This window comes from Microbacterium oleivorans (assembly GCF_013389665.1).
Lineage (GTDB): Bacteria > Actinomycetota > Actinomycetes > Actinomycetales > Microbacteriaceae > Microbacterium > Microbacterium oleivorans_C.
Map to the genome: position 1 here is coordinate 518362 of NZ_CP058316.1, position 19201 is coordinate 537562.

The 19201-nt window shown below is 71.5% G+C and carries 18 protein-coding genes and 1 tRNA gene; 7 read left to right on the plus strand and 12 right to left on the minus strand.

Features of this window, described 5'->3' with window-relative positions:
* Positions 1-12 precede the first annotated feature (12 nt).
* The 5 genes from mgtE to galU form a co-directional block, all read right to left on the minus strand.
* Complete coding sequence (mgtE, locus tag HW566_RS02470; RefSeq protein ID WP_178010104.1) at positions 13-1371, minus strand: magnesium transporter; 1359 nt, start codon at positions 1369-1371, stop codon at positions 13-15.
* 347 nt (positions 1372-1718) lie between these two features.
* Positions 1719-1791, minus strand: a tRNA-Ala gene (locus HW566_RS02475).
* Positions 1792-1925: 134 nt separating this feature from the next.
* Entirely contained in the window at positions 1926-2828 is a 903-nt protein-coding gene (locus HW566_RS02480) for a large exoprotein (RefSeq protein ID WP_178010106.1), read from the minus strand.
* A 65-nt stretch (positions 2829-2893) separates the two neighbouring features.
* On the minus strand, positions 2894-3541 hold the full coding sequence (locus tag HW566_RS02485) for a GNAT family N-acetyltransferase (protein ID WP_178010108.1): 648 nt from the start codon (positions 3539-3541) through the stop codon (positions 2894-2896).
* Between the two features lie 19 nt (positions 3542-3560).
* The gene (galU, locus tag HW566_RS02490; protein WP_178010110.1) at positions 3561-4439 is read right to left on the minus strand and encodes a UTP--glucose-1-phosphate uridylyltransferase GalU; all 879 of its coding nucleotides are present in this window, start codon (positions 4437-4439) and stop codon (positions 3561-3563) included.
* A 65-nt stretch (positions 4440-4504) separates the two neighbouring features.
* On the opposite strand from galU, the gene HW566_RS02495 reads away from it, so the two are divergent.
* From HW566_RS02495 to mscL, 3 genes are read left to right on the plus strand one after another with little or no spacing between them, the layout of a single operon-like run.
* Positions 4505-5101, plus strand: a complete 597-nt coding sequence (locus HW566_RS02495; protein ID WP_178010112.1) for a 5-formyltetrahydrofolate cyclo-ligase — start codon at positions 4505-4507, stop codon at positions 5099-5101.
* Between the two features lie 14 nt (positions 5102-5115).
* Positions 5116-5403, plus strand: a complete 288-nt coding sequence (locus HW566_RS02500; protein ID WP_178010114.1) for an FmdB family zinc ribbon protein — start codon at positions 5116-5118, stop codon at positions 5401-5403.
* A gap of 31 nt (positions 5404-5434) precedes the next feature.
* On the plus strand, positions 5435-5932 hold the full coding sequence (mscL, locus tag HW566_RS02505) for a large conductance mechanosensitive channel protein MscL (protein WP_178010116.1): 498 nt from the start codon (positions 5435-5437) through the stop codon (positions 5930-5932).
* Between the two features lie 5 nt (positions 5933-5937).
* Here the strand turns inward: mscL and HW566_RS02510 are convergent, their stop codons facing one another.
* Together HW566_RS02510 and HW566_RS02515 are read right to left on the minus strand one after the other, a co-directional pair.
* The gene (locus HW566_RS02510; RefSeq protein ID WP_178010117.1) at positions 5938-6132 is read right to left on the minus strand and encodes a hypothetical protein; all 195 of its coding nucleotides are present in this window, start codon (positions 6130-6132) and stop codon (positions 5938-5940) included.
* Positions 6119-9775: an AAA family ATPase gene (locus HW566_RS02515; protein WP_256728836.1), complete on the minus strand. Its 3657-nt coding sequence runs from the start codon at positions 9773-9775 to the stop codon at positions 6119-6121. Before HW566_RS02515 ends, HW566_RS02510 begins: the two co-directional genes overlap by 14 nt.
* A 238-nt stretch (positions 9776-10013) precedes the next feature.
* On the opposite strand from HW566_RS02515, the gene HW566_RS02520 reads away from it, so the two are divergent.
* Both HW566_RS02520 and HW566_RS02525 read left to right on the plus strand, forming a co-directional pair.
* Positions 10014-10553, plus strand: coding sequence for a methylated-DNA--[protein]-cysteine S-methyltransferase (locus tag HW566_RS02520; RefSeq protein WP_178010121.1), 540 nt, complete (start codon positions 10014-10016; stop codon positions 10551-10553).
* A gap of 117 nt (positions 10554-10670) precedes the next feature.
* On the plus strand, positions 10671-11807 hold the full coding sequence (locus HW566_RS02525; RefSeq protein ID WP_178010123.1) for a hypothetical protein: 1137 nt from the start codon (positions 10671-10673) through the stop codon (positions 11805-11807).
* A 48-nt stretch (positions 11808-11855) separates the two neighbouring features.
* Here HW566_RS02525 and HW566_RS02530 read toward each other — a convergent pair whose 3' ends face one another.
* Together HW566_RS02530 and HW566_RS02535 are read right to left on the minus strand one after the other, a co-directional pair.
* Positions 11856-13493: a solute symporter family protein gene (locus tag HW566_RS02530; protein ID WP_178010125.1), complete on the minus strand. Its 1638-nt coding sequence runs from the start codon at positions 13491-13493 to the stop codon at positions 11856-11858.
* The gene (locus HW566_RS02535; protein WP_178010127.1) at positions 13490-13840 is read right to left on the minus strand and encodes a DUF485 domain-containing protein; all 351 of its coding nucleotides are present in this window, start codon (positions 13838-13840) and stop codon (positions 13490-13492) included. Before HW566_RS02535 ends, HW566_RS02530 begins: the two co-directional genes overlap by 4 nt.
* A gap of 123 nt (positions 13841-13963) precedes the next feature.
* Between HW566_RS02535 and HW566_RS02540 the strand changes: the two genes are divergently transcribed.
* Both HW566_RS02540 and HW566_RS02545 read left to right on the plus strand, forming a co-directional pair.
* The gene (locus HW566_RS02540; protein WP_178010130.1) at positions 13964-14839 is read left to right on the plus strand and encodes a LuxR C-terminal-related transcriptional regulator; all 876 of its coding nucleotides are present in this window, start codon (positions 13964-13966) and stop codon (positions 14837-14839) included.
* 21 nt (positions 14840-14860) lie between these two features.
* Positions 14861-15214, plus strand: a complete 354-nt coding sequence (locus tag HW566_RS02545; RefSeq protein ID WP_178010132.1) for a histone-like nucleoid-structuring protein Lsr2 — start codon at positions 14861-14863, stop codon at positions 15212-15214.
* An 18-nt stretch (positions 15215-15232) separates the two neighbouring features.
* Here HW566_RS02545 and HW566_RS02550 read toward each other — a convergent pair whose 3' ends face one another.
* The 3 genes from HW566_RS02550 to HW566_RS02560 form a co-directional block, all read right to left on the minus strand.
* Positions 15233-16939: an SDR family NAD(P)-dependent oxidoreductase gene (locus tag HW566_RS02550; protein WP_178010134.1), complete on the minus strand. Its 1707-nt coding sequence runs from the start codon at positions 16937-16939 to the stop codon at positions 15233-15235.
* 86 nt (positions 16940-17025) lie between these two features.
* Positions 17026-17163 carry a hypothetical protein gene (locus HW566_RS02555; protein WP_178010136.1) on the minus strand — a complete coding sequence of 46 codons (138 nt, stop codon included), beginning with the start codon at positions 17161-17163 and terminating at the stop codon, positions 17026-17028.
* Positions 17164-17276: 113 nt separating this feature from the next.
* On the minus strand, positions 17277-19100 hold the full coding sequence (locus HW566_RS02560; protein ID WP_178010137.1) for a DEAD/DEAH box helicase: 1824 nt from the start codon (positions 19098-19100) through the stop codon (positions 17277-17279).
* Between the last annotated feature and the right edge of the window lie 101 nt (positions 19101-19201).

The following is a 19201-nucleotide window of genomic DNA, read 5'->3' on the forward strand; positions in this document are numbered from 1 at the left end:
CGACGGGCGGCGTCAGATCTGCAGGATGGCGCGGGCGATGAGGAAGTACAGGACCAGACCGCTCGCATCGACGAAGGTCGTGATGAACGGGTTCGAGAACACCGCGGGATCGACCCGGATGGCGCGGGCGAGCAGCGGCATGACCCCGCCGACGGTCGCCGCCATCGTGCACACGGCGATCAGCGTCGTGCCGATCACGAGCCCGATCCGCGGGTCGTACACCAACGCGGTGACACCGAAGCCTACGAGCCCGAGGATCGCGCCGAGGAAGAACCCGACCCGCACCTCGCGCGAGAGCACCCGTGCGATGTCGCGCGGCCGGACGTCGCCGAGAGCGAGCGCGCGGGTCACGGTGGTCGCGGCCTGGTTGCCGGTGTTCCCACCGGTCCCGATCAGCAGCGGCACGAACAGGGCGAGCACCGTGATCTGCTCGAGAGTCGCCTCGAACGCCGACAGAACCTGCACCGTGAGGGTGGCGCCCACCGCGAGGACCAGGAGCCAGACGACCCGCGACCGGACGATCTGCACGATCGGCGTCGACAGGTACGGGCGACGCAACGGTTCGGCGCCGCCCTGGCGCGCGGCATCCTCGCTCTCCTCGTGCTCCAGGATGCGGGCGGCATCGTCGACGGTGAGGATGCCGACCAGTCGCTCCTCGCTGTCGACGATCGGCAGGGCGAGCAGGCCGCGGTCGGTGCACCGGCGGGCGGAGTGCTCGGCCTCGTCGTCGACACCCGCGGTCTGCGCCGACTGCATGGTGTCGCGCACGGCGTCGGTCGGCGCGGCGGCGAGCAGGTCGCGCAGGCTCACCACGCCCGCAACGCGCCGCCCCGCGTCGACGACCGGTAGCGTGTAGACCGTCTCGGCGTCGTGCAGTCGCGCACGCACGCGCTCGAGCGCTTCGGCGACGGTGCTCCCGATCGGGACCGAGACGAACTCCGGGCTCATCCGCCGCCCGATCGAGCCGCGGCGATATCCGAGCACCGACGCGGTCAGGTCGCGTTCCCGCGCCGGCAGACCGCGGAGCAGACGGGAGGCCAGCGAGGCGGGGAGCTCGTCGACCAGCCACACGCGGTCGTCCGGGTGAAGGCCTGCGAAGATCTGGGCTACCTCGGTGTCGCGCAGATCGCCGATGAGCTCGCCCTGCATGCTGGGCGAGAGGTCCTCGAACACGTGGAGCGCGTGGTCCTTCGGCAGCAGCCGGTAGGCGATGGCCCGCTGCGGTCCGCTCAGGCGCTCGAGCACCTCGACCAGCCGCTCGGGCTCGACGGCCGTGAGCGCGGCGGCCGCACCGGGAAGGTCGCCGCGCGACAGCGGCGCGGCGATGCCCTCGACGACGATGGTCAGTTCATTGATCTGCTCCGGAGTCATGGGAGCTCTCCTCACCTGGGATGCGCATCACCGGCACCGTCAGAGGACGGTCGACCGGAGCACGCGAAAGCCTGCGGATGCTGCGCACCGCTGGGCTTCCCGCTCGGACGGAGGATCAGTCGAGAGGGGCGGCAGCGGGCGGAGCGCTGGGTTCGCGATGGCAACTATCACCGCTCATTGAGCACCTCACCTCGCTTCCCTTCTTCTCGCATGTCGATGGCGGCAGACGAACGGTCTGCGGGCGATCGGGGCTGAACGCCCCGATGACGTTCACCACCCCGGTCCGTCGGAACCCCTCCGGATGCCGCGGACCCGAAAAGCCCCCGGTGTACGGGGGCTTTTCTCGGTGGACCTGAGGGGATTCGAACCCCTGACCTCTTCATTGCGAACGAAGCGCGCTACCAACTGCGCCACAGGCCCGGAACTCCCCAACACTATCACGGCGCCGCAGCACCGCCGTGCGAACGCGACCTCGAGAACGCATCATGCTCGCGAGAATGCCCCATGGAGCATGCGCCTCCGCGGCGTGGGTGCGTTCTCGGCGAGCGGTGGGCTCAGCCGGCGGCGCGCTGCGCCAACAGGCGGCGCACGTGGTCTTCGATCTCGGCGTCGTCGACCGGCCCGCTGCGGGTGAACTCGGTGACGGGACGCCGGGCCGCACGACCCAGATCGAAGGCGGCGGGGGCGCGACGCTCGGCCTCGCGCTGGATGGCCTCGGCGACGGCCGCCTGTCGCAGTGCTTCGCGGGCCTCGGCTTCATCGAGCACGGCGGCGGCCCGGGAGCCGGCCGACACGGTGAGAGGACGGGGCAGCTCGCGCGGCGTCCACGTGGTGCGGGCATCGGCGAGCTCGAACTCCTGCACGACCGCGGCCGACGCGGCGGCGGGTGCGACGACGGCCGGTGCGACACCCGCGGTGCGGGCGGCACGCCGCGCCACGACGGCCATGCGGTTGAGGACGACCGATGCCACCAGCAGCACGGCCGATCCCACGGCGAGCAGGGCGACGGAGCCCTGGGCGGCGAAGACGAACGCGCCCCACGCCGCGGCAGCGAGCGCGGCGAGAGCGACCAGCGTCGCGGCCAGTCGCACCCGTCGACGCACCTGCGCGCGGTACTCGGGCGACGCGACGCGCTCGGTGCGCGCGGTGCGCACCTGTCGACGGGCATCGATGAGCTGGCGGCGCTCGGTCTCGAGGCGGAGCTGCTCGCGCTCGTGCTGCACCTGGCGAGCGAGCTTCTGCTGCGCGAGCGCGGTGCGCGCCGAGAGCTCGACCCGCACCTCCCCCGGGGTCTCGGCCGTCTCGGCGAGAACGCGCAGCGCCTGGTTCAGGCGCACGGCGTTGCGTTCGGCGGCGTCGTAGCGATGACGGCTGTGCCATGACGGCAGCAGATAGACCATCCACAGCGCGACGGCGACGAGCACGATCACACCGCCGCCGAGAACCTGCCCACCCATGGCTCGACTGTATGTCGCGAACCGCGAGAACACGCGGCTTCGACCCGCGTGTCTGAGGTTCTCGTTCAGGTTGAAGGTTCGATGCCCGCCGCGCGCCGGTCCGACAGCGGGATCGCCGCCGCACCGCGCGGCACCGCCCCCTCGACCCAGCGCCCGAGGACCCCGCGCTGGACCTCGTCGGCGAGGAGGGCGAACGCGAAGTGATCGCGCCAGTCGCCGTCGATGTGGATGTAGCGCCGGCGCAGTCCCTCGTACCGGAATCCGAGTTTCTCGACCACGCGCAGGCTCGCGCGGTTCTCGGGCCGGATGCAGATCTCCATGCGATGGAGCCGGAGCTCCTCGAAGCAGAAGTCGGTCGCCAGTGCCACCGCGGTGGGGGTGATCCCCCTGCCCGCGAACCGTTCGCTCACCCAGTATCCGATCGTCGCCGACGAGAGCGATCCGCGGGCGATCCCCCACACGTTGAGCTGGCCGGCGACCTCGCCGTCGTACTCCATCACGAAGGGCACCCCGGCCCCGTCGCGGTACTGCTGCAGGAGGCGACGGATCCCGATCCGCATGTCGAACGACACCGGGCCGTCGGGACTCGTCGCCTCCCAGCGCTGCAGCCACGACCGGTTCGCGAGCAGCTCGGACTGCAACGCGCGGGCGTCGCGCTGCCGGACGAGCCGGATCGCCACCGGTCCGTGGTGGCGCGGTGCGGTGGCATCCACGCGCGTTCCCGTTCTCTCGTCAGAGGGTCGCGACGAATTCCTGCAGCCAGGGACGCAGCTCGGGTCCGAGGTCGTCGCGGTCGGAGGCGAGCTGGACGATCGCCTTGATGTAGTCGAGGCGGTCGCCGGTGTCATAGCGGCGACCGCGGAACACGACGCCCAGGACGCCCTCGGTGGTCGCGAGCTCCTGGAGCGCGTCGGTGAGCTGGATCTCGCCGCCCTTGCCGGGTTCGGTGCGCTCGAGTATCTCGTAGACGTTGGGCTTGAGCACGTAACGGCCGATGATGGCGTAGTTGGAGGGGGCGTCCTCCTTCTTCGGCTTCTCGACGAGGCCGGTGACCTTGACCACATCGGGGTCGTCGGTGAGCTCGACAGCGGCCGCACCGTAGAGGTGGATCTGATCGGGGTCGACCTCCATGAGTGCGACGACGGTCAGGCCCGAGCGCTCCTGCTCGGCGATCATCTTCGGCAGCAGCGGGTCGCGCTCGTCGATCAGGTCGTCGCCGAGCATGACGGCGAACACCGCGTCGCCGACGTGGGCCTGCGAACGGAGCACCGCGTGGCCGAGGCCCTTCGGCTCGCCCTGACGGACGAAGTGGATGTCGGCGAGGTCGGAGGACTCCTGCACCTTGCGGAGCTTCTCGCTGTCGCCCTTGCGGGCGAGGTTGTGCTCGAGCTCCGGGACGGAGTCGAAGTGGTTCGACAGGTTGTTCTTGTTACGGCCGATGATGATGAGGACGTCTTCGATGCCCGCGTGCGTCGCCTCTTCGACGACGTACTGGATGGCGGGCTTGTCGACGACCGGAAGCATCTCCTTCGGCATCGCCTTCGTTGCCGGAAGGAAGCGTGTGCCGAGGCCTGCGGCGGGGATGACCGCCTTGATGCGCTGCTGAGACATGGGTCCACCATAGCGAGCGCTCGCGCCGCGCGAGCCGCGCGACGCCCACCGTTTAGAATCAGGGCATGTCCGACGCGATCGACAACGCCAAGCGTGCCCTCCGGGCCGACCTGCGCGAACGTCGCTTCGGGATGTCGGATGCCGCGCGCCAGACGGCGGCCGACGGCATCCGTTCCCAGCTGCGCGATCTCGTCGCCGCCCACGGCGCACGGTCTATCTCGTGCTACCTGTCCGCTCCGACCGAGCCCGGCACCCGCGTGTTCGTCGACGAGGCCGTGGCTGCCGGCGTGCGCGTCCTGCTCCCCGTCACCCGCACCGACGGTCTGCTGGACTGGGTGGTCGCCGAGCCGGGCGGCGCGGTGGCGGACGGCCTGTTCGGCCTGCCCGAACCCGTCGGCGAGGTGCTCAGTCCCATCGCCGTCGGCGAGGTCGATCTCCTCGTCATCCCCGCTGCGGCCGTGGATGCCGGTGGCATGCGTCTGGGCTGGGGACGCGGATACTTCGACAAGACCCTCGGCTCGATGGAGAACCGTCCGCCCGTCTACGCCGTCGTCTTCGACTCCGAGCTCGTCGACGAGGTGCCGCGCGATCTGCACGATCAGCCGGTGACCGGCGTCGTGACCCCCACCCGCACCGTCGTCCTCGCTCCCGAGGCCCGCTGACCACCCGAGGAACCATGCCCACCTACGCATATGCCTGCAAGACCTGCGGGCACCGCTTCGATGCCGTCCAGTCGTTCGCCGACGCAGCTCTCACGGTCTGCCCCGAGTGCTCCGGGGAGCTGCGCAAGCAGTACGGCTCGATCGGCGTCACCTTCAACGGCGGCGGCTTCTACCGCACCGACTCCCGAGCCGCGTCGTCGTCGGGATCGGAGTCGGGCGGATCAACCGGTGGCGGCGCGTCGTCGTCTTCGGCATCATCGAAGTCCGAGGCGACGTCCTCGCCCGCTTCCGCGGGATCGTAGGAACCGGTTCGTCCGGAGAAGGAGAGCACCCGTGATCAAGGGCTTCCGCGATTTCATCATGCGCGGCAACGTCATCGACCTGGCTGTCGCCGTCGTCATCGGCGGTGCGTTCACCGCCATCGTCAACGCGATCGTCACCAGCATCATCAATCCGCTGATCGCCCTGGTCTACCTGCCCGACCCGGCGACCGGCGCGATCGGCCCGAAGCTCACCGGCATCCACGGCGAGGAGGTGACCTTCCCGCTCGGCGGGCTCATCACCGCGGTCATCAGCTTCTTCGCGGTCGCCCTCGTCGTGTACCTCGTGTTCGTCGTGCCGATGAACAAGTGGAAGGAGCGCCAGGCCGCCAAGGCCGGCGTCGTCGAAGAGGAGGCCAAGCTGCCGACCGAGGCGGAACTGCTCATCCAGATCCGCGACCTGCTCGACCGGGACAACGCCGCCACCTCGGCGACGAGCACGGCACCGGCACCGGCGGAAGCGCCGCTGCGTCGCTCGCAGAACACTCCCCCGGCGGCCCCGTCCGCCTGAGGGGCTCAGTAGTGCGGCGGGACCTCGTTCCGCATCCGCGCATCGTTCGGACCGGATGCCCCGGCTGCGCCATCGGCGTCGGCCGGGGCATCCGTCGTAACATCGGCCGAGACCGGCTCCGTCGTCGTGCCGGGCGCGGCGGTCAGGCGCGCGCGGCGACGTCCGACGCGCTCGACCCGCTGGCGGTCATTCGATGACATCGAGCGGCTCGGTGCTCGCGTCCGCCGTCGGCGCCTCGGGCTCGACGCCGAGGATCGCCGCGACGCGAGCCGCGACGCCGGCCGGGTCGCTGTAGAGGTCGAACGAGTGCACGCGGATGTAGTGCCAGCCGAGGCGACGGAGGATCTGCGGCCGCAGACGGAGCGACTCGCGCAACGACTGCCCGATGGTCTCGGGGTCGCCCTCGACGACGACGGCTTTGCCGTCGCGCTGCGCGACGAGGGGCAGGATGCCGCGATATGCGACATCCACCGCGACGCCGAGCCGCCGGAGGTTCTGGGCGAGGGCGAGGGTGAGCGGATCGGCGAGGTCCTCGAGACGGGCTTCCCGCGAGCGCGCAGCGATGTTGCCGAGGATCGACATCAGCGTTGCCGCGCCGTTCTCGAGTCGGCCGTCGTCGAACGCGGAGGGCCGGATCGATGACACGATGACCATCGAGCGGCGCGCACGGGTCATCCCGACCGTGAGCAGGCGTTCGCCGTCCGGTCCGGAGAGCACCCCGAAGTCGCTGAGCACGCGGCCGTGCCGGGTGAGTCCGTAGCCGAGCGAGAAGACGACCCGGTCGCGACTCTCGGCCACCGATTCCTCGAGACCGAGCACGGCGAAGGGTTCAGCGGTCTCGCGGCCGACGAACTCCGCGACGTCCGAGCGGCCCGAGAACGCCGCTTCGACGGCGGCACGGATGCGCAGCGCGTGCTTCGTCGAGGCCGTCACCACCATGAGCGACTCCTTGGGGCGGTTCACGGCGTGCTCGACGACGAGCGTGACCACACGAGCGACCTCGGCGTCCGGGCTCTCCACGGCCCCGGAGTCGGGATCGGGCGCACCCACCCCGCCCTCGACGTAATCGACGCTGAGGCTGCCGCGCCCGAGGTAGGACCCGGCCCAGGGGAACGAGACGATCTCGCCTCCGTAGAACGCCTCGTTCACGAGCTCGGCGAGGTCTTCGCCGCCCGCCCGGTAGCTGCGGGTGAGCGTCTCGACGGGCACGATCTCGGCGAGGCGTTCGAAGACGCTGCGCTCCTCGGGATCGACGAGGGCCTCATCGGAGGCATCCCGGTCGGCGGCGATCTCGAAGGGGGTCGGGCGCTGCGTGACCGGGTCGCCGAAGGCGACGACCTGCCGCCCGCGGCGCAGCGCCGAGGCGGATTCCGCGACGCTCAGAGCCCCGGCATCCGCCAGGACCACGACATCGAAGATCGGTCGGGCGGGCAGCGCCGGAACCTCGTAGGGCGAGGCGATCCACACCGGGGCGAGCGTTCGCATCAGCCTCGGGGCGACCGCGAGGATCTCGGCAGCCGAGGCCGTGCCCTCGCGCAACGCGGCCTTGAGCGCCGCGGTCTCGTCGGCCTCGTCGACGATCGCGATCTTCCAGCGCGTCGCGAGCTCGGCGGCGAGCTGCTGACCGGCCGACGCGGCATGGGCCTCGTCCACGAGCCGGAAATCGCGCTCGAGCCGGTCGACGACGCTGGTGTTCGCGCCGAGCAGTGCGCGATCGCCGCGCAGCATCGCCTCGAGAGCCGACTGCCACCACGCGAACTCGAACTCCGAGGCGACCCGGTCTTCGGGCACATGGCGTACCGACAGCTCGGTCAGGAGGGCGTCGAGCCCGAGCGCCGCGAGTTCGCCGCGGAGCGTGGCGCGCTCGACGAGGTTGTCGAACACGTCGGAGTCGGCGGCCAGCCCGGCGAGAGTGCGGACGAGGTCGGGGATCGGGGTCGCGAGGAGGTCGTGTCCGGGGCCGAGCACCCGCGTGAGTTCGGTCAGATCGGCGTCCACGCGCTGCCACGAGGTGGCGACGGCGTCGAGCCCCGCCGGGATCTCGGGGACGACGCCGACCTCGGCGAGCCGCTGCCACTGCTCGCGCTGCTTCTGGACCCGCACGAGCGCGTCGTGCATGTCGGTCACGTGCATGCCGGGTCGCACGTACTCCTTCGACAGCCGGCGCAGCCGCCGTCGGGTCGCACCGTTCATGTCGGGGGTGTCGCGACGGGTGGAGTGGGCCTCGATGAGATCGCCGAGGGGCCGCTCGAAGACGGTGAGGCTGAAGCGGTCGAGCGAGGCGCGGATGCCCTGGAGGAGGCGGATGTACGCACCGAGCTCGGCGAGCGTCGTGAACGGACGCATCCGCGTCTGCCCGATGAGCTCGTAGCCCCGCTCGAGGATCTCGGGAATCTCGCTGCGGTGGAGCCGGCCCGCGAGGGCGTGGGCCGACCGTGCCTGCTCGGTCGTCTCGAACGCGACGCCGTACCAGGGCGAATCGTCGGGCCCGAAGCGGAACTCGCCGAGGCGGGCGGCGGTCGCCAACGACGTGGCGGCCTCGGAACGACGAGTCGACAGACGCTGCAGTGTCACCGCGTCGAAGCGGGTGGCCGCCGAGGGCTGAGGCTCCTCGGCCGCGATGGTCGTGAGCCTCTGGAGCACCTCGAGAGGTGAGACGCCGAGCATCGGGTTGCGCTGCGTGAGCGCGACCCGGTAGTCCCGCAGCACACCGCGGAGCCGGACGAGGGCGTCGTCGATCTCGCCCATCTTCGGGTGCTCGGCCTTCTCGTTGCGCGCGATCGATCGGATGAGGTCGCGGTGGACGCCGCGCGGCGAGACGGCGAGACCGGGGAGGCCGATGCCGACGAGCCGGTGGCGCACCCCCTCGAGGGTCGAGCGGCGCGCACTGACCACGAGGACGCGCTTGCCCCGCCGGACGAGCTCGCCCACGGCATTGATGATCGTCTGGGTGCCTCCGGTACCGGGCAGGGTGTGCACGACGAGCGACTGGCCGGCCACGATGCGGTCGAGCACGCCCTCCTGCTCCGCATCGGCGTCGAGCAGGAGCCGGTCGGATGCCGGCGGGCGATCGTCGGCCGGTACCGCGTCGGGCACCGGGTGGCGGGCGGCCACGACGGCGCGGTCGTCGTCGTGGCCGGCGAGGGCGTTGAGCACCGGGATGTCGAGATCGGCGGCGTCGCGCTCGGCACGGGCGGCGACGTCGGCGAAGGTCGAGACGATGAGCCGGGGCTGCACGGTGAACGTGTCGACGTGCGCCGTGAGAGCGCGCAGGTGGTCGATCACCGGTTGGGGCTTGAACACCCCGCCGTCGTAGGCGAGCGCGGCGAGGCCGCGCCGGTCGAGGTCGATGCCGAAGTGGGCGCGAGCGATCTCGACGAGCTCGGGGTTGACCGAGAACGAGCCGTGCAGCTTGAGATCGAAGTCGCCGTGATGGCGTCGGATCGCAAGCGGGCGCAGCAGGACGGGCGCGTTGTAGGCCAGGCCCCCTGCACGCCAGGAGGCGAAGCCGACGCCCAGGTGCACGGTGTCGAGGCCCCGGGTCGTCCGCAGCTCGACGTCCTTGGCGGTGATGCGTCCGGCGGCCAGCCGGGCGGTACGCAGCGCGACCTCGTCGCGGAACAGGTTGGACAGCAGCGTGGAGCGCCCCGTGATGAACTGCGGCAGGCTGCCGGGGTGGGCCTTGGTGATGTCGATCCCGACGTCGTCGGAGGCGATGTAGTGCAGGAGCGTCGACCGGCCGCCGAGCCGTGCGGCCTGCACCCGGATGCGCTCCCGCTCGGGGTCGGCGACGTGCGCGACACGGGCGTCCTCGTCGGCGACACTGAGTTGCGAGGGGTCCACCGAATCGCCCCGAACCCCGTCGGTCGCGTCCGGTCGGACGGCTCCTCGATCTCCACGCCACACAGCACACACCCTAAGCGGCCCGGCGGCATCCGTCCCTCAGGCGCCGCCGAGTTTCGCGCTATTGACGACACGCCGGACCACCGGCGATTCCTCCCCAGCGCGAACCCACGGTCCCTCGTCCCCGATGACGCGTCGCCGCGCGAGCCCGCCCGCGAGGCGCCGCCAAGATGGGGAGATGACCGACGCTGCCTTCTCGGTGCACCCCACGCCCCTCGGAGATGTCCTCATCGTCGTCACCGACGCGGGTGTGGCAGCCCTCGAGGTGCTCGATCGACCCGCCGACATCGCCGTGGCCGATGTCGCGGCCGCGCTGCGCGGCGTGCCCTCCCACGACCCGGCGGCGACCGCGGCCGTGTCATCCGAGCTCGACGCGTTCTTCGCCGGCGAGCTGCGCACCTTCTCCTCGCCCATCGACTGGAGGCTGGCCCCGGAGGGGTTCGCCCGCGCGGCGCTGCGCGCCGTCTGCGCCGTGCCGTTCGGCGAACTCGCGACCTACGGCGAGATCGCCGTGGCGGCGGGGTCGCCGCGCGCGCACCGCGCCGTGGGGTCCGCGTGCGCCCGCACTCCGATCTCGATCGTCGTGCCCGCCCACCGCGTCGTGCGCAGCGACGGCTCCATCGGCGAGTACGGCGGACACCCCGAACGCAAACGCTTCCTGATCGATCTCGAGTCGGCCGTGTCGACGGGCACGGTGCCGTTGCCGCGACGCGTGTAGGCCGCGGGCGGCGACGCGACGGGGCCCCTCGGCCGCGCGACGGCCGGGGGGCACCGTCCTGTCAGCGCCACGCCTCGGGCTCGGGCGCCCGCCGCCCCCGCCTCTAAGCTGTCGTGCGTGTTGCGCCTGGTCATGTTCGTCGGAGCCGGTATCGCCGTCGGAGGAGTCGTCGTCGTGATCGTGGGCCCGCCCGGCGCGGGCGCGTGGGCGATCCCCGTCGGGGTCACGCTCGTCCTGGTCGCGGGGGCCTTCGCCCTCGTCGCACGCTCGACCCGCGGCATGGCGGCCCCCACCGAAGCCCAGCTGGTCACGGCCCGCGCCGAGGGCCGTGAGGGCGTGGCGCGCATCGACGCCCTCACGCAGACCGGGACCCAGATCAACGATCAGCCGGTGTGCGAGATCGAGGTGACGGTGCAGCCGCGCGTCGGCGCCGCCTTCCGCGCGCGCACCCGCCGGATCGTCACACTCATCGAGATCCCCCGGTTCCAGCCGGGAACTCGGCACGCGGTCGTCACGACGCCCGCCGGCGCGGTCGCGTTCATCGGCGGCGATGTCGGGAGCGCGGCGACGAGCCTGCCCGAATCCGGCACCGCGCCGTTGCTGCTTCCGGCGGCGGGCGAGGGGTTCGGGCCACGCCCGGTCCTGGGCATCGGGCGGCGCGGCCGCGCGGCGCGCATCGTGCTCTTCGCCGCGGCCGCCGTGGTCGCCGCCGTCACCGTGGTGCTGCCGTACCGCGCCGCCGTCGCCGAGACCGTCACAGCGCTGTCGGCGGGACGGCTGCACGCCGACCAGCGGCAGCCTGGGGCCCTCGAGAACGCCCTCCAGTCGCTGAGCGGCGAGATCGGTCACGGCACGGTCAGCCGCGTCGTCGTCGCCGACGACTACGTGATCGCCTACGCACCCGTGCGACCGGGTGAGACAGCTACGGACACGTGGATCTACCGTCGCGGTGAGGTCACCCGCCAGGGTCCGGCCAGCATCCAGCCCGAGACCGTCGGCGAGCAGTTCGGCATCGCGGACGTCGCCTGGTCGAAGCTCTGGCCGCTCGTTGAGTCCGCGGCTCGGTCCGAGGGCGTCGATGACGTCTCCGAGACATCCTTCGTCGTCGATCGGGGCGCCGACTCCGACATCGACAGCCCGACGTTCGCTCAGCCCGTCGGGCCGGTCGAGGTGGATTTCAGCGTGGGCGACGAATACCGCGACGCGGGGTACCGGGCGTCTGCCGACGGCAGCGGCCTGCAGCGACTTCGCTGACCGCCGCCGGGGCGACGCCCGGTCCCCCACGCATCGCTCGCGCCGGACTCAGTGGTCGACAGCCTTCTCGGCACCGTGCCCGGTGAGCGAACGCACCTCCATCTCGGCGGCCTTGACCGGGTCCTCCTTGCGCGACGACGTGACCGAACCGAGCCAGCCGAGGAAGAACCCGAGCGGGATCGAAACGATGCCGGGGTTGTTCAGCGGCCAGATCGCCGTGCCGACGTTCTTGAACACGCTGGTCTCGGTTCCCCAGAACACCGGCGACAGCACGATGAGGATGATGGCGGCCGCCAGGCCCCCGTACATGCTCCACACCGCGCCCCGCGTGCTGAAGCGCCGCCAGAACAGCGAGAAGATGATCGTCGGCAGATTGGCCGAGGCGGCCACCGCGAAGGCGAGCGCCACGAGGAAGGCCACGTTCTGCCCCTGCACGCCCACACCGCCCACGATCGCCAGGATGCCGATGACGATCACCGTGCGCCGGGCCACCTTGACCTCGCCGTCCGGCGGGACGTCTCCCTTCTTCACGACGTTCGCGTAGATATCGTGGGCGAAGGATGCGGCCGCCGTGATGGTGAGACCGGCCACCACCGCGAGGATCGTCGCGAACGCGACCGCCGAGATGAAGCCGAGCAACAGCGGCCCACCGAGCTCGAGCGCCAGCAGCGGCGCTGCGGAGTTGACCCCACCGGGGGCCGCCGCGATGCGCTCGGGACCGACGAGCGCCCCCGCCCCGTACCCGAGCACGAGGGTCAGCAGGTAGAACAGGCCGATCAGCCAGATGGCCCACACGACCGACCGTCGCGCCTCCTTGGCGGTGGGCACGGTGTAGAAGCGCATCAGCACGTGCGGCAGGCCGGCCGTTCCGAGCACGAGCGCGATGGCCAATGAGATGAAGTCCCACGGGTTCGCGCCGTACTGCAGGCCCGGCCCCAGGATCGCCTCGCCCTTCGGCGAAGCGGCGACCGCGCTCTCGAGGAGCGTGTTGAGGTTGAAGCCGTTGATGGCCAGCACCCAGATCGTCATCACCAGCGCGCCGCCGATGAGGAGGAAGGCCTTGACGATCTGCACCCACGTGGTGCCCTTCATCCCGCCGATGAGCACGTACACGATCATCAGGACGCCGACGACGGCGACGACGATGGACTGACCGATCTGCTCGGTGATCCCCAGCAGCAGCGACACGAGACCGCCCGCACCGGCCATCTGGGCCAGCAGGTAGAAGAAGCACACCGCGAGGGTCGTGATGGCGGCCGCCATCCGCACCGGAGTCTGCTTCAACCGGAACGACAGCACGTCGGCCATCGTGAACTTGCCCGTGTTGCGCATGAGCTCGGCCACGAGCAGCAGGGCGACGAGCCAGGCGACGAGGAATCCGATGGAGTAGAGGAACCCGTCGTAGCCGTTGATGGCGATCGCCCCGCAGATGCCGAGGAAGGATGCCGCCGACAGGTAGTCGCCGGCGATGGCGAAGCCGTTCTGCGGGCCGGTGAACGAACGTCCCGCGGCGTAGTAGTCGGCCGCGGTCTTGTTGTTGCGGCTGGCCCGGATGACGATGAACAAGGTCACCGCGACGAACGCGCCGAAGATCGAGATGTTCAGGACCGGGTTGTTGTCGACGGTCTCACCGGCGGCGACGACCGCGTCGCGCGCGCTCCCGAGAGCGTCCCAGACCGCGTTCATGCCCCGGCCTCACGCTGTTCGAGGTCGGCGCGGATCTCGGCCGAGAGCGGGTCGAGCCGACGGTTCGCGAAGGCGACGTAGCCCATGGTGATGGCGAACGTGGTGACGAACTGCCCGAGCCCGAAGACGAGCCCGACCGTGACGTCGCCCCAGAGCCGCTGCGCCATGAAGTCGGTCGCGAACGACGACAGCAGGACGTAGACGAAGTACCAGACGAGGAAGACCACGGTCAGCGGCCAGACGAAGCCGCGGTGCTTGCGCTTGAGCTCCCGGAACGGTGCCGACTGTTCGACGGCGACGTAGTCCACTCGCCCCGGGGGTGGCGAATGCGTGTGCGATGCGGTCATGTGGCCTCCTTGCCTCATGTGAGCAGCTGCTCCCGCGGGCCATCGTCGTCGATGGGGCGCGGTGGTAGGGTCGACGCTACGAAAGGCGGCAACGAGGCCGTCACCCCCGGAAGTAGGTAGTGCGTGACGGCACTGGCGCCACCCGACACCGACGCACAGCTCGTCTCGCGTGCGGTCGACGATCTCGCTCGCAGCACACGGTTCCCGGTCGTCTTCGGCGGCCTCGAGCGACAGGGGTCGGTGCACGTCACGGCGATCGCCGGCGCTCGGTCGCACGCCATCGACGACCTGGTGGTGCAGGTCGGGCGCGGCCTGGGCGGCGCGGCCATGATGGAGAAGCGCCCGCGGCTCGCCCTCGACTACCGCACCGCCCGGACCATCACGCACGACTACGACCGCGCGATCCTCGGCGAGGGCATCGCGACCCTCTTCGCCGTACCGATCGTCACCGAGGGCCGCGCCCGGGGCGTGCTGTACTGCGGCGCGTGGACGCAGGCTCCCGTCGGCGACCTGGTCGCCCGACCCGCCTTCCGCGCCGCGGATGCCGTCGGCACCGAGCTGCGCATCCGCGACGAGGTGCAGCGCCGGCTGAGTCTGGCGCCCCCGCCCGAGACCGTCGCGGGCCTGTCGCCTTCGGCGAAGGAGGACCTGCGCGAGAGCTTCGCGGAGCTGCGCAGCATCGCCGCGACCGTCGACGACGCCGCGCTGCGGGAACGTCTCGCCGCGATCGAGCAGCGGCTGGCGGCGGTCGCCCGTGATGGTTCCGTAGCCCGGGGCGGCAACGACGCGCGCGGTGACGGCGACGCGCAGCTCTCACCGCGGGAGCTCGATGTGCTGGCATGCTGCGCCCTCGGCTCCACGAACGCCGAGATCGCCGCCGCCCTCAATCTCAAGGAGGGCACGGTCAAGTCGTACCTCCAGGCGGCGATGGCCAAGCTCGACGCCTCCACGCGGCACGCCGCCGTCGCACGGGCACGGCGCATCGGCATCCTGCCCTGACCTGCGGCTAGGGTGATCGCCATGGCCCGCAGAATCGTGCATCAGCTCGTCGACGACCTCGACGGAACCTCCCTCGAGATCGGCGAGGGCGAGACGGTGTTGTTCTCGCTCGACGGCGTCGCCTACGAGATCGACCTGACCGTCGACAACGCCGCGAAGCTCCGCGACACGCTCGGCACCTACATCGACGCGGCCCGCCGGGTGTCGGCCCGGCCGGGCGCGCACGCCGTCGGGGGCACGACGCGCACCCAGAAGCGCCCCGGCCAGCGCGACTATGCGCCGATCCGCGCCTGGGCGGCCGAGAACGGCCACACGCTGTCCGAGCGCGGCCGCGTTCCCGCGCACGTGCTCGACGCTTACGACGCGGCGCACTGACCGCGCCCGGCGGACCCCTCAGGCGGCCAGCCGCACCTCGCGACGCTGCGACTCGATGACGGCGGCATACTCGCGCACCATCCGATCCCGCCCGAGGCGCGCGCGGGCCGCGAGAGCCGCACGCGCGAACGCACCGCGCTGGACCAGCGCCCGCTCCCACGCCGCGGCGATCCGCTGCGGATCGCGGGAGGTCACGATGCCGAGCCCGTCGACCAGACGCGCCGCATCGCCGACGTCCGTGGTCACGGGCACAGCTCCCGACGCCGCACCCTCGAGGAGGCACAGCGGCGCGGCTTCGCCGTAGGCGCTGGTCAGCGCCACCACATCGGCCGCGCGGTAGACCTCCGGCATGTCGTCGCGGATCCCGAGGGCGTGGACGTGCCCCGCGCCGGTCTCGGCCAGGGCATCCACCAGACGGGGGTTCTCGCGCGTCATGCCGGCACCGCACACGATGACGTGCGTGGACGGAACGCGCTCGCGGTGCGCGGCGACCGCCCGCAGGAACAGGACCGGATCCTTCATGTCGTCGAAGCGGGCGGCGTAGAGCACGACGCCGGCGGCATCCGGGATGCCGAGCTCGCGGCGCACCGCGCTCTCGCCGTGTGTGAGCGCCGGGCGGAATCTGGTCAGATCGATGCCGTTGTCGACCGTGTGCCGTGCAGCGTCACCGAGCGCTGCGGCGTAGGCCTCGTCGGTCGAGCGGGCGCACGAGACCGCGGCGGTCACGATCCCCCGCTCGACGCTGCGCGCGAGCCACGAGAGCGCCGCGCCCGAGTGCTCGGGGTCGGAGCGGTGCAGGCAGGCGATCACCGGCCGGGTGGGCAGCATGAGGGCTTCATCGAGGGCGAGGAGCAGACCCAGCGGCTGCTCCTTGAGCGAGAGCACGACATCGGCCGCGGCGATCGCGCGCGAGGCCGTGCGCAGCTGCCGCGAGGAGAAGGTGTGCGGTGCGTGAGGCGCGGGTCCCGCCGTCTTGCCGAGCGAGGTCACGGCCACGCCGGCTGCACGCAGCGCACGGTACCGCGGATCGGCCGCCATGGGCTGGACCGTCGCCTCGCGGCGTGCGCGCGATGCGACGGCGAGGACGCTGTGCCGCTGATCCGCGCGCGCGTGCAGCCCCGTCACGACGTCGCTGTGGAGGATCCGGGCGCCCCCGGAGAAGAACCCCTCGGTGAGGGTGAGCACACGCAGCGGAGCGGACATGCGGGACCTTCCGGGACGGCGAACGACGTGCGATCCATCGTGCGGCCGCGCTCGCCCGTGGTGCGTGAACCGGGGGCGACCGTTCGATGAACGAACGGCGATCCGGCACGAGAGCCCTCCGACGCGACATCGTCCACCCCGTGGGGAACGGCACCGCCGAGCCGCAAGGTGACCAGGCCACACGTGATCCTCGATCGGCACCTCCCAGAACAGCCCGATCGAGCCGACCCCGGCGTTCGTCACCCACACGTCGATCGATCCGAAAACCGATTCGGCCTCCGCTGCCAGGCGTTCGATATCACCGGGGTGGGCGATGTCGCCCGGCACGGCGTGCGCGCGCGCCCCCGACCGACGGATGCCGTCGACGAGGGCCTCGAGGGCGTCCGCGCGGCGGGCGAACACGACGACGTCCGCTCCGAGGCGGGCAGCGCGTACGGCGACCGCGCGTCCGATCCCGCTGGTCGCGCCGACGACGACGACCGTCTTGCCCGAGAGTTCCGACAGGAGGCGTGGCGTGCTCATGCGCGAAACATCGCCGGGCGAGCCGGGCATGCCCATGCCCGTGGCGCTCGGCTCGACGAGGAGCTACGGGGCGACGTCGCGACGGATCACTCGTCGACGCGTGCGTCCTCCGCCGCCTCTTCCGCCTCGGCGCCCTCCTCGGGAGACTCGGACCCGGCCGACGCCGCCGCGTCGTCGCCCTGGTGCTGCTCGTCGTCGTTCCGGCGGTGCGTCTGTTCACTCATGTGGTGACTCCGATCATGGTGGCATCCCGATCGTCGGGATCCCCCCCCACTGTGCACGCAGACGCGATGCGGCGAACGGGGGTTGCCCCCATCGCCGATCGGTGCGAGCGGGATCAGTCGCGGTCGTCGGCGCGGTGCCGCGGCTTGCGCGCGGGGCGGTCATCGCGCTCGAACCGGTCGCCGCCGTCGGAGCGCCCCCCGCGGTCGTCCCGGTCGCGCGGGCGCCGAGCCGGGCCACCGGTGTCGACGCGGATCTCGATCGCCTTGCCCGAGATGCGGGTGTCGGTGAGGCGATCGAGGGTCGACTGCGGCATGTCCGACGGCAGCTCGACGAGCGAGAAGTCCGGGCGGATCTGGATCGCGCCGAAATCGCCCCGGCTCAGGCCGCCCTCGTTCGCGAGCGCGCCCACGATCTGACGGGGCTCGACCCGGTGGCGCTTGCCGACCGCGATGCGGTAGGTGGTCATGTTGGCGTTGCCCGGCCGCGGACGCCGCTCGGGGCGGCCGTCGCGGTCGTCCCGGTCGAAGCCGCGGGCGCCGCGGTCCTCTCGGGGCGCTCGCGCACGCGGCTCGGGGTCCGGGTCCAGCAGGAGCGGGGTCTCCCCCTGCGCGACGACGGCGAGGGCCGCGGCGACGTCGACCTCGGGCACGTCGTGGTGCCGGACGTAGTGGGCGATGATGTCGCGGAAACGCTCGACGCGCTCGGTCTCCTCCAGCGCCGCGGTGATGCGGTCGTCGAAGCGCGACAGGCGGGTGACGTTGACCTCGTCGACGCTCGGGAGCTGCATCTGGGTCAGCGGCTGACGCGTCGCGCGCTCGATGGCCGTCACGAGCCCGCGTTCGCGGGGCGTGACGAAGCTGATCGCGTCACCCGTGCGCCCGGCCCGACCCGTGCGGCCGATGCGGTGCACGTACGACTCGGTGTCGGTGGAGATGTCGAAGTTGACCACGTGCGAGATGCGCTCGACATCGAGGCCGCGGGCGGCGACATCGGTGGCGACCAGGATGTCGAGCTTGCCCGACTTGAGCTGGTTCACGGTGCGCTCGCGCTGCACCTGAGCCACGTCGCCGTTGATGGCGGCGGCCGAGTACCCGCGGGCGCGCAGCTTCTCGGCGACCTCCTCGGTGGCGCTCTTGGTGCGGGCGAACACGATCATCGCCTCGAAGTTCTCGACCTCGAGGATGCGCGTGAGCGCGTCGATCTTCTGCTGGAACGACACGATGAGGTACCGCTGTGTGATGGTCGAGGAGGTCGTCGTCTTCGACGCGATCGTGATCTCTTCGGGGTCGTTGAGGTACTGCTTCGACATCCGGCGGATCGCGGCGGGCATGGTCGCCGAGAAGAGCGCGACCTGTTTGGTGGCGGGGGTGTCGGCGAGGATCGTCTCGACGTCCTCGGCGAAGCCCATCTTGAGCATCTCGTCGGCCTCGTCGAGGACGAGGTACTTCAGCTCCGACAGGTCGAGGGTGCCCTTGTCGAGGTGGTCCATGATGCGACCCGGCGTGCCGACGATGACGTGCACGCCGCGCCGCAGCGCCGACAGCTGCACGCCGTAGCCCTGCCCGCCGTACACCGGCAGGACGTGCACGCCACGAGTGCGGGCGGCGTACTTCTCGAAGGCCTCGCAGACCTGCAGGGCCAGCTCGCGCGTGGGCGCCAGCACGAGCGCCTGCGGCGTCTTCTGAGCGAGATCGAGCCGGTCGAGGATCGGCAGCGCGAACGCGGCGGTCTTGCCGGTTCCGGTCTGCGCGAGGCCGACGACATCGCGGCCACCGAGCAGGGTGGGGATCGTCGCGGCCTGAATGGCGGAGGGCGTCTCGTAGCCGACGTCGGCGAGCGCCTTGAGCACCTGCTCCCCCAGCCCGAGGTCGCGGAAAGTGATGACGGGCGGCTCCTCGGGAGCCTCGACAGCGGTGGGTTCAGCAGAAGTGGACACGCTTCAGGGTAGTCCGCCCACCCGCGGAACGTGGGATCCGCACCCGCGCGCGCCGCCGGTGTGCCCTAGCCTCGGAGGCAGGTCGATACGCGCGAGGGGTC

Coding starts and splice junctions, on each gene's coding strand:
- HW566_RS02520 (WP_178010121.1), top strand. CDS start 10,014: ATGACCGACGCTGCCTTCTCGGTGCACCCCACGCCCCTCGGAGATGTC.
- HW566_RS02545 (WP_178010132.1), top strand. CDS start 14,861: ATGGCCCGCAGAATCGTGCATCAGCTCGTCGACGACCTCGACGGAACC.
- HW566_RS02500 (WP_178010114.1), top strand. CDS start 5,116: ATGCCCACCTACGCATATGCCTGCAAGACCTGCGGGCACCGCTTCGAT.
- HW566_RS02535 (WP_178010127.1), bottom strand. CDS start 13,840: ATGACCGCATCGCACACGCATTCGCCACCCCCGGGGCGAGTGGACTAC.
- HW566_RS02510 (WP_178010117.1), bottom strand. CDS start 6,132: ATGTCATCGAATGACCGCCAGCGGGTCGAGCGCGTCGGACGTCGCCGC.
- HW566_RS02530 (WP_178010125.1), bottom strand. CDS start 13,493: ATGAACGCGGTCTGGGACGCTCTCGGGAGCGCGCGCGACGCGGTCGTC.
- mgtE (WP_178010104.1), bottom strand. CDS start 1,371: ATGACTCCGGAGCAGATCAATGAACTGACCATCGTCGTCGAGGGCATC.
- HW566_RS02495 (WP_178010112.1), top strand. CDS start 4,505: ATGTCCGACGCGATCGACAACGCCAAGCGTGCCCTCCGGGCCGACCTG.
- galU (WP_178010110.1), bottom strand. CDS start 4,439: ATGTCTCAGCAGCGCATCAAGGCGGTCATCCCCGCCGCAGGCCTCGGC.
- HW566_RS02480 (WP_178010106.1), bottom strand. CDS start 2,828: ATGGGTGGGCAGGTTCTCGGCGGCGGTGTGATCGTGCTCGTCGCCGTC.
- HW566_RS02555 (WP_178010136.1), bottom strand. CDS start 17,163: ATGAGTGAACAGACGCACCGCCGGAACGACGACGAGCAGCACCAGGGC.
- HW566_RS02550 (WP_178010134.1), bottom strand. CDS start 16,939: ATGAGCACGCCACGCCTCCTGTCGGAACTCTCGGGCAAGACGGTCGTC.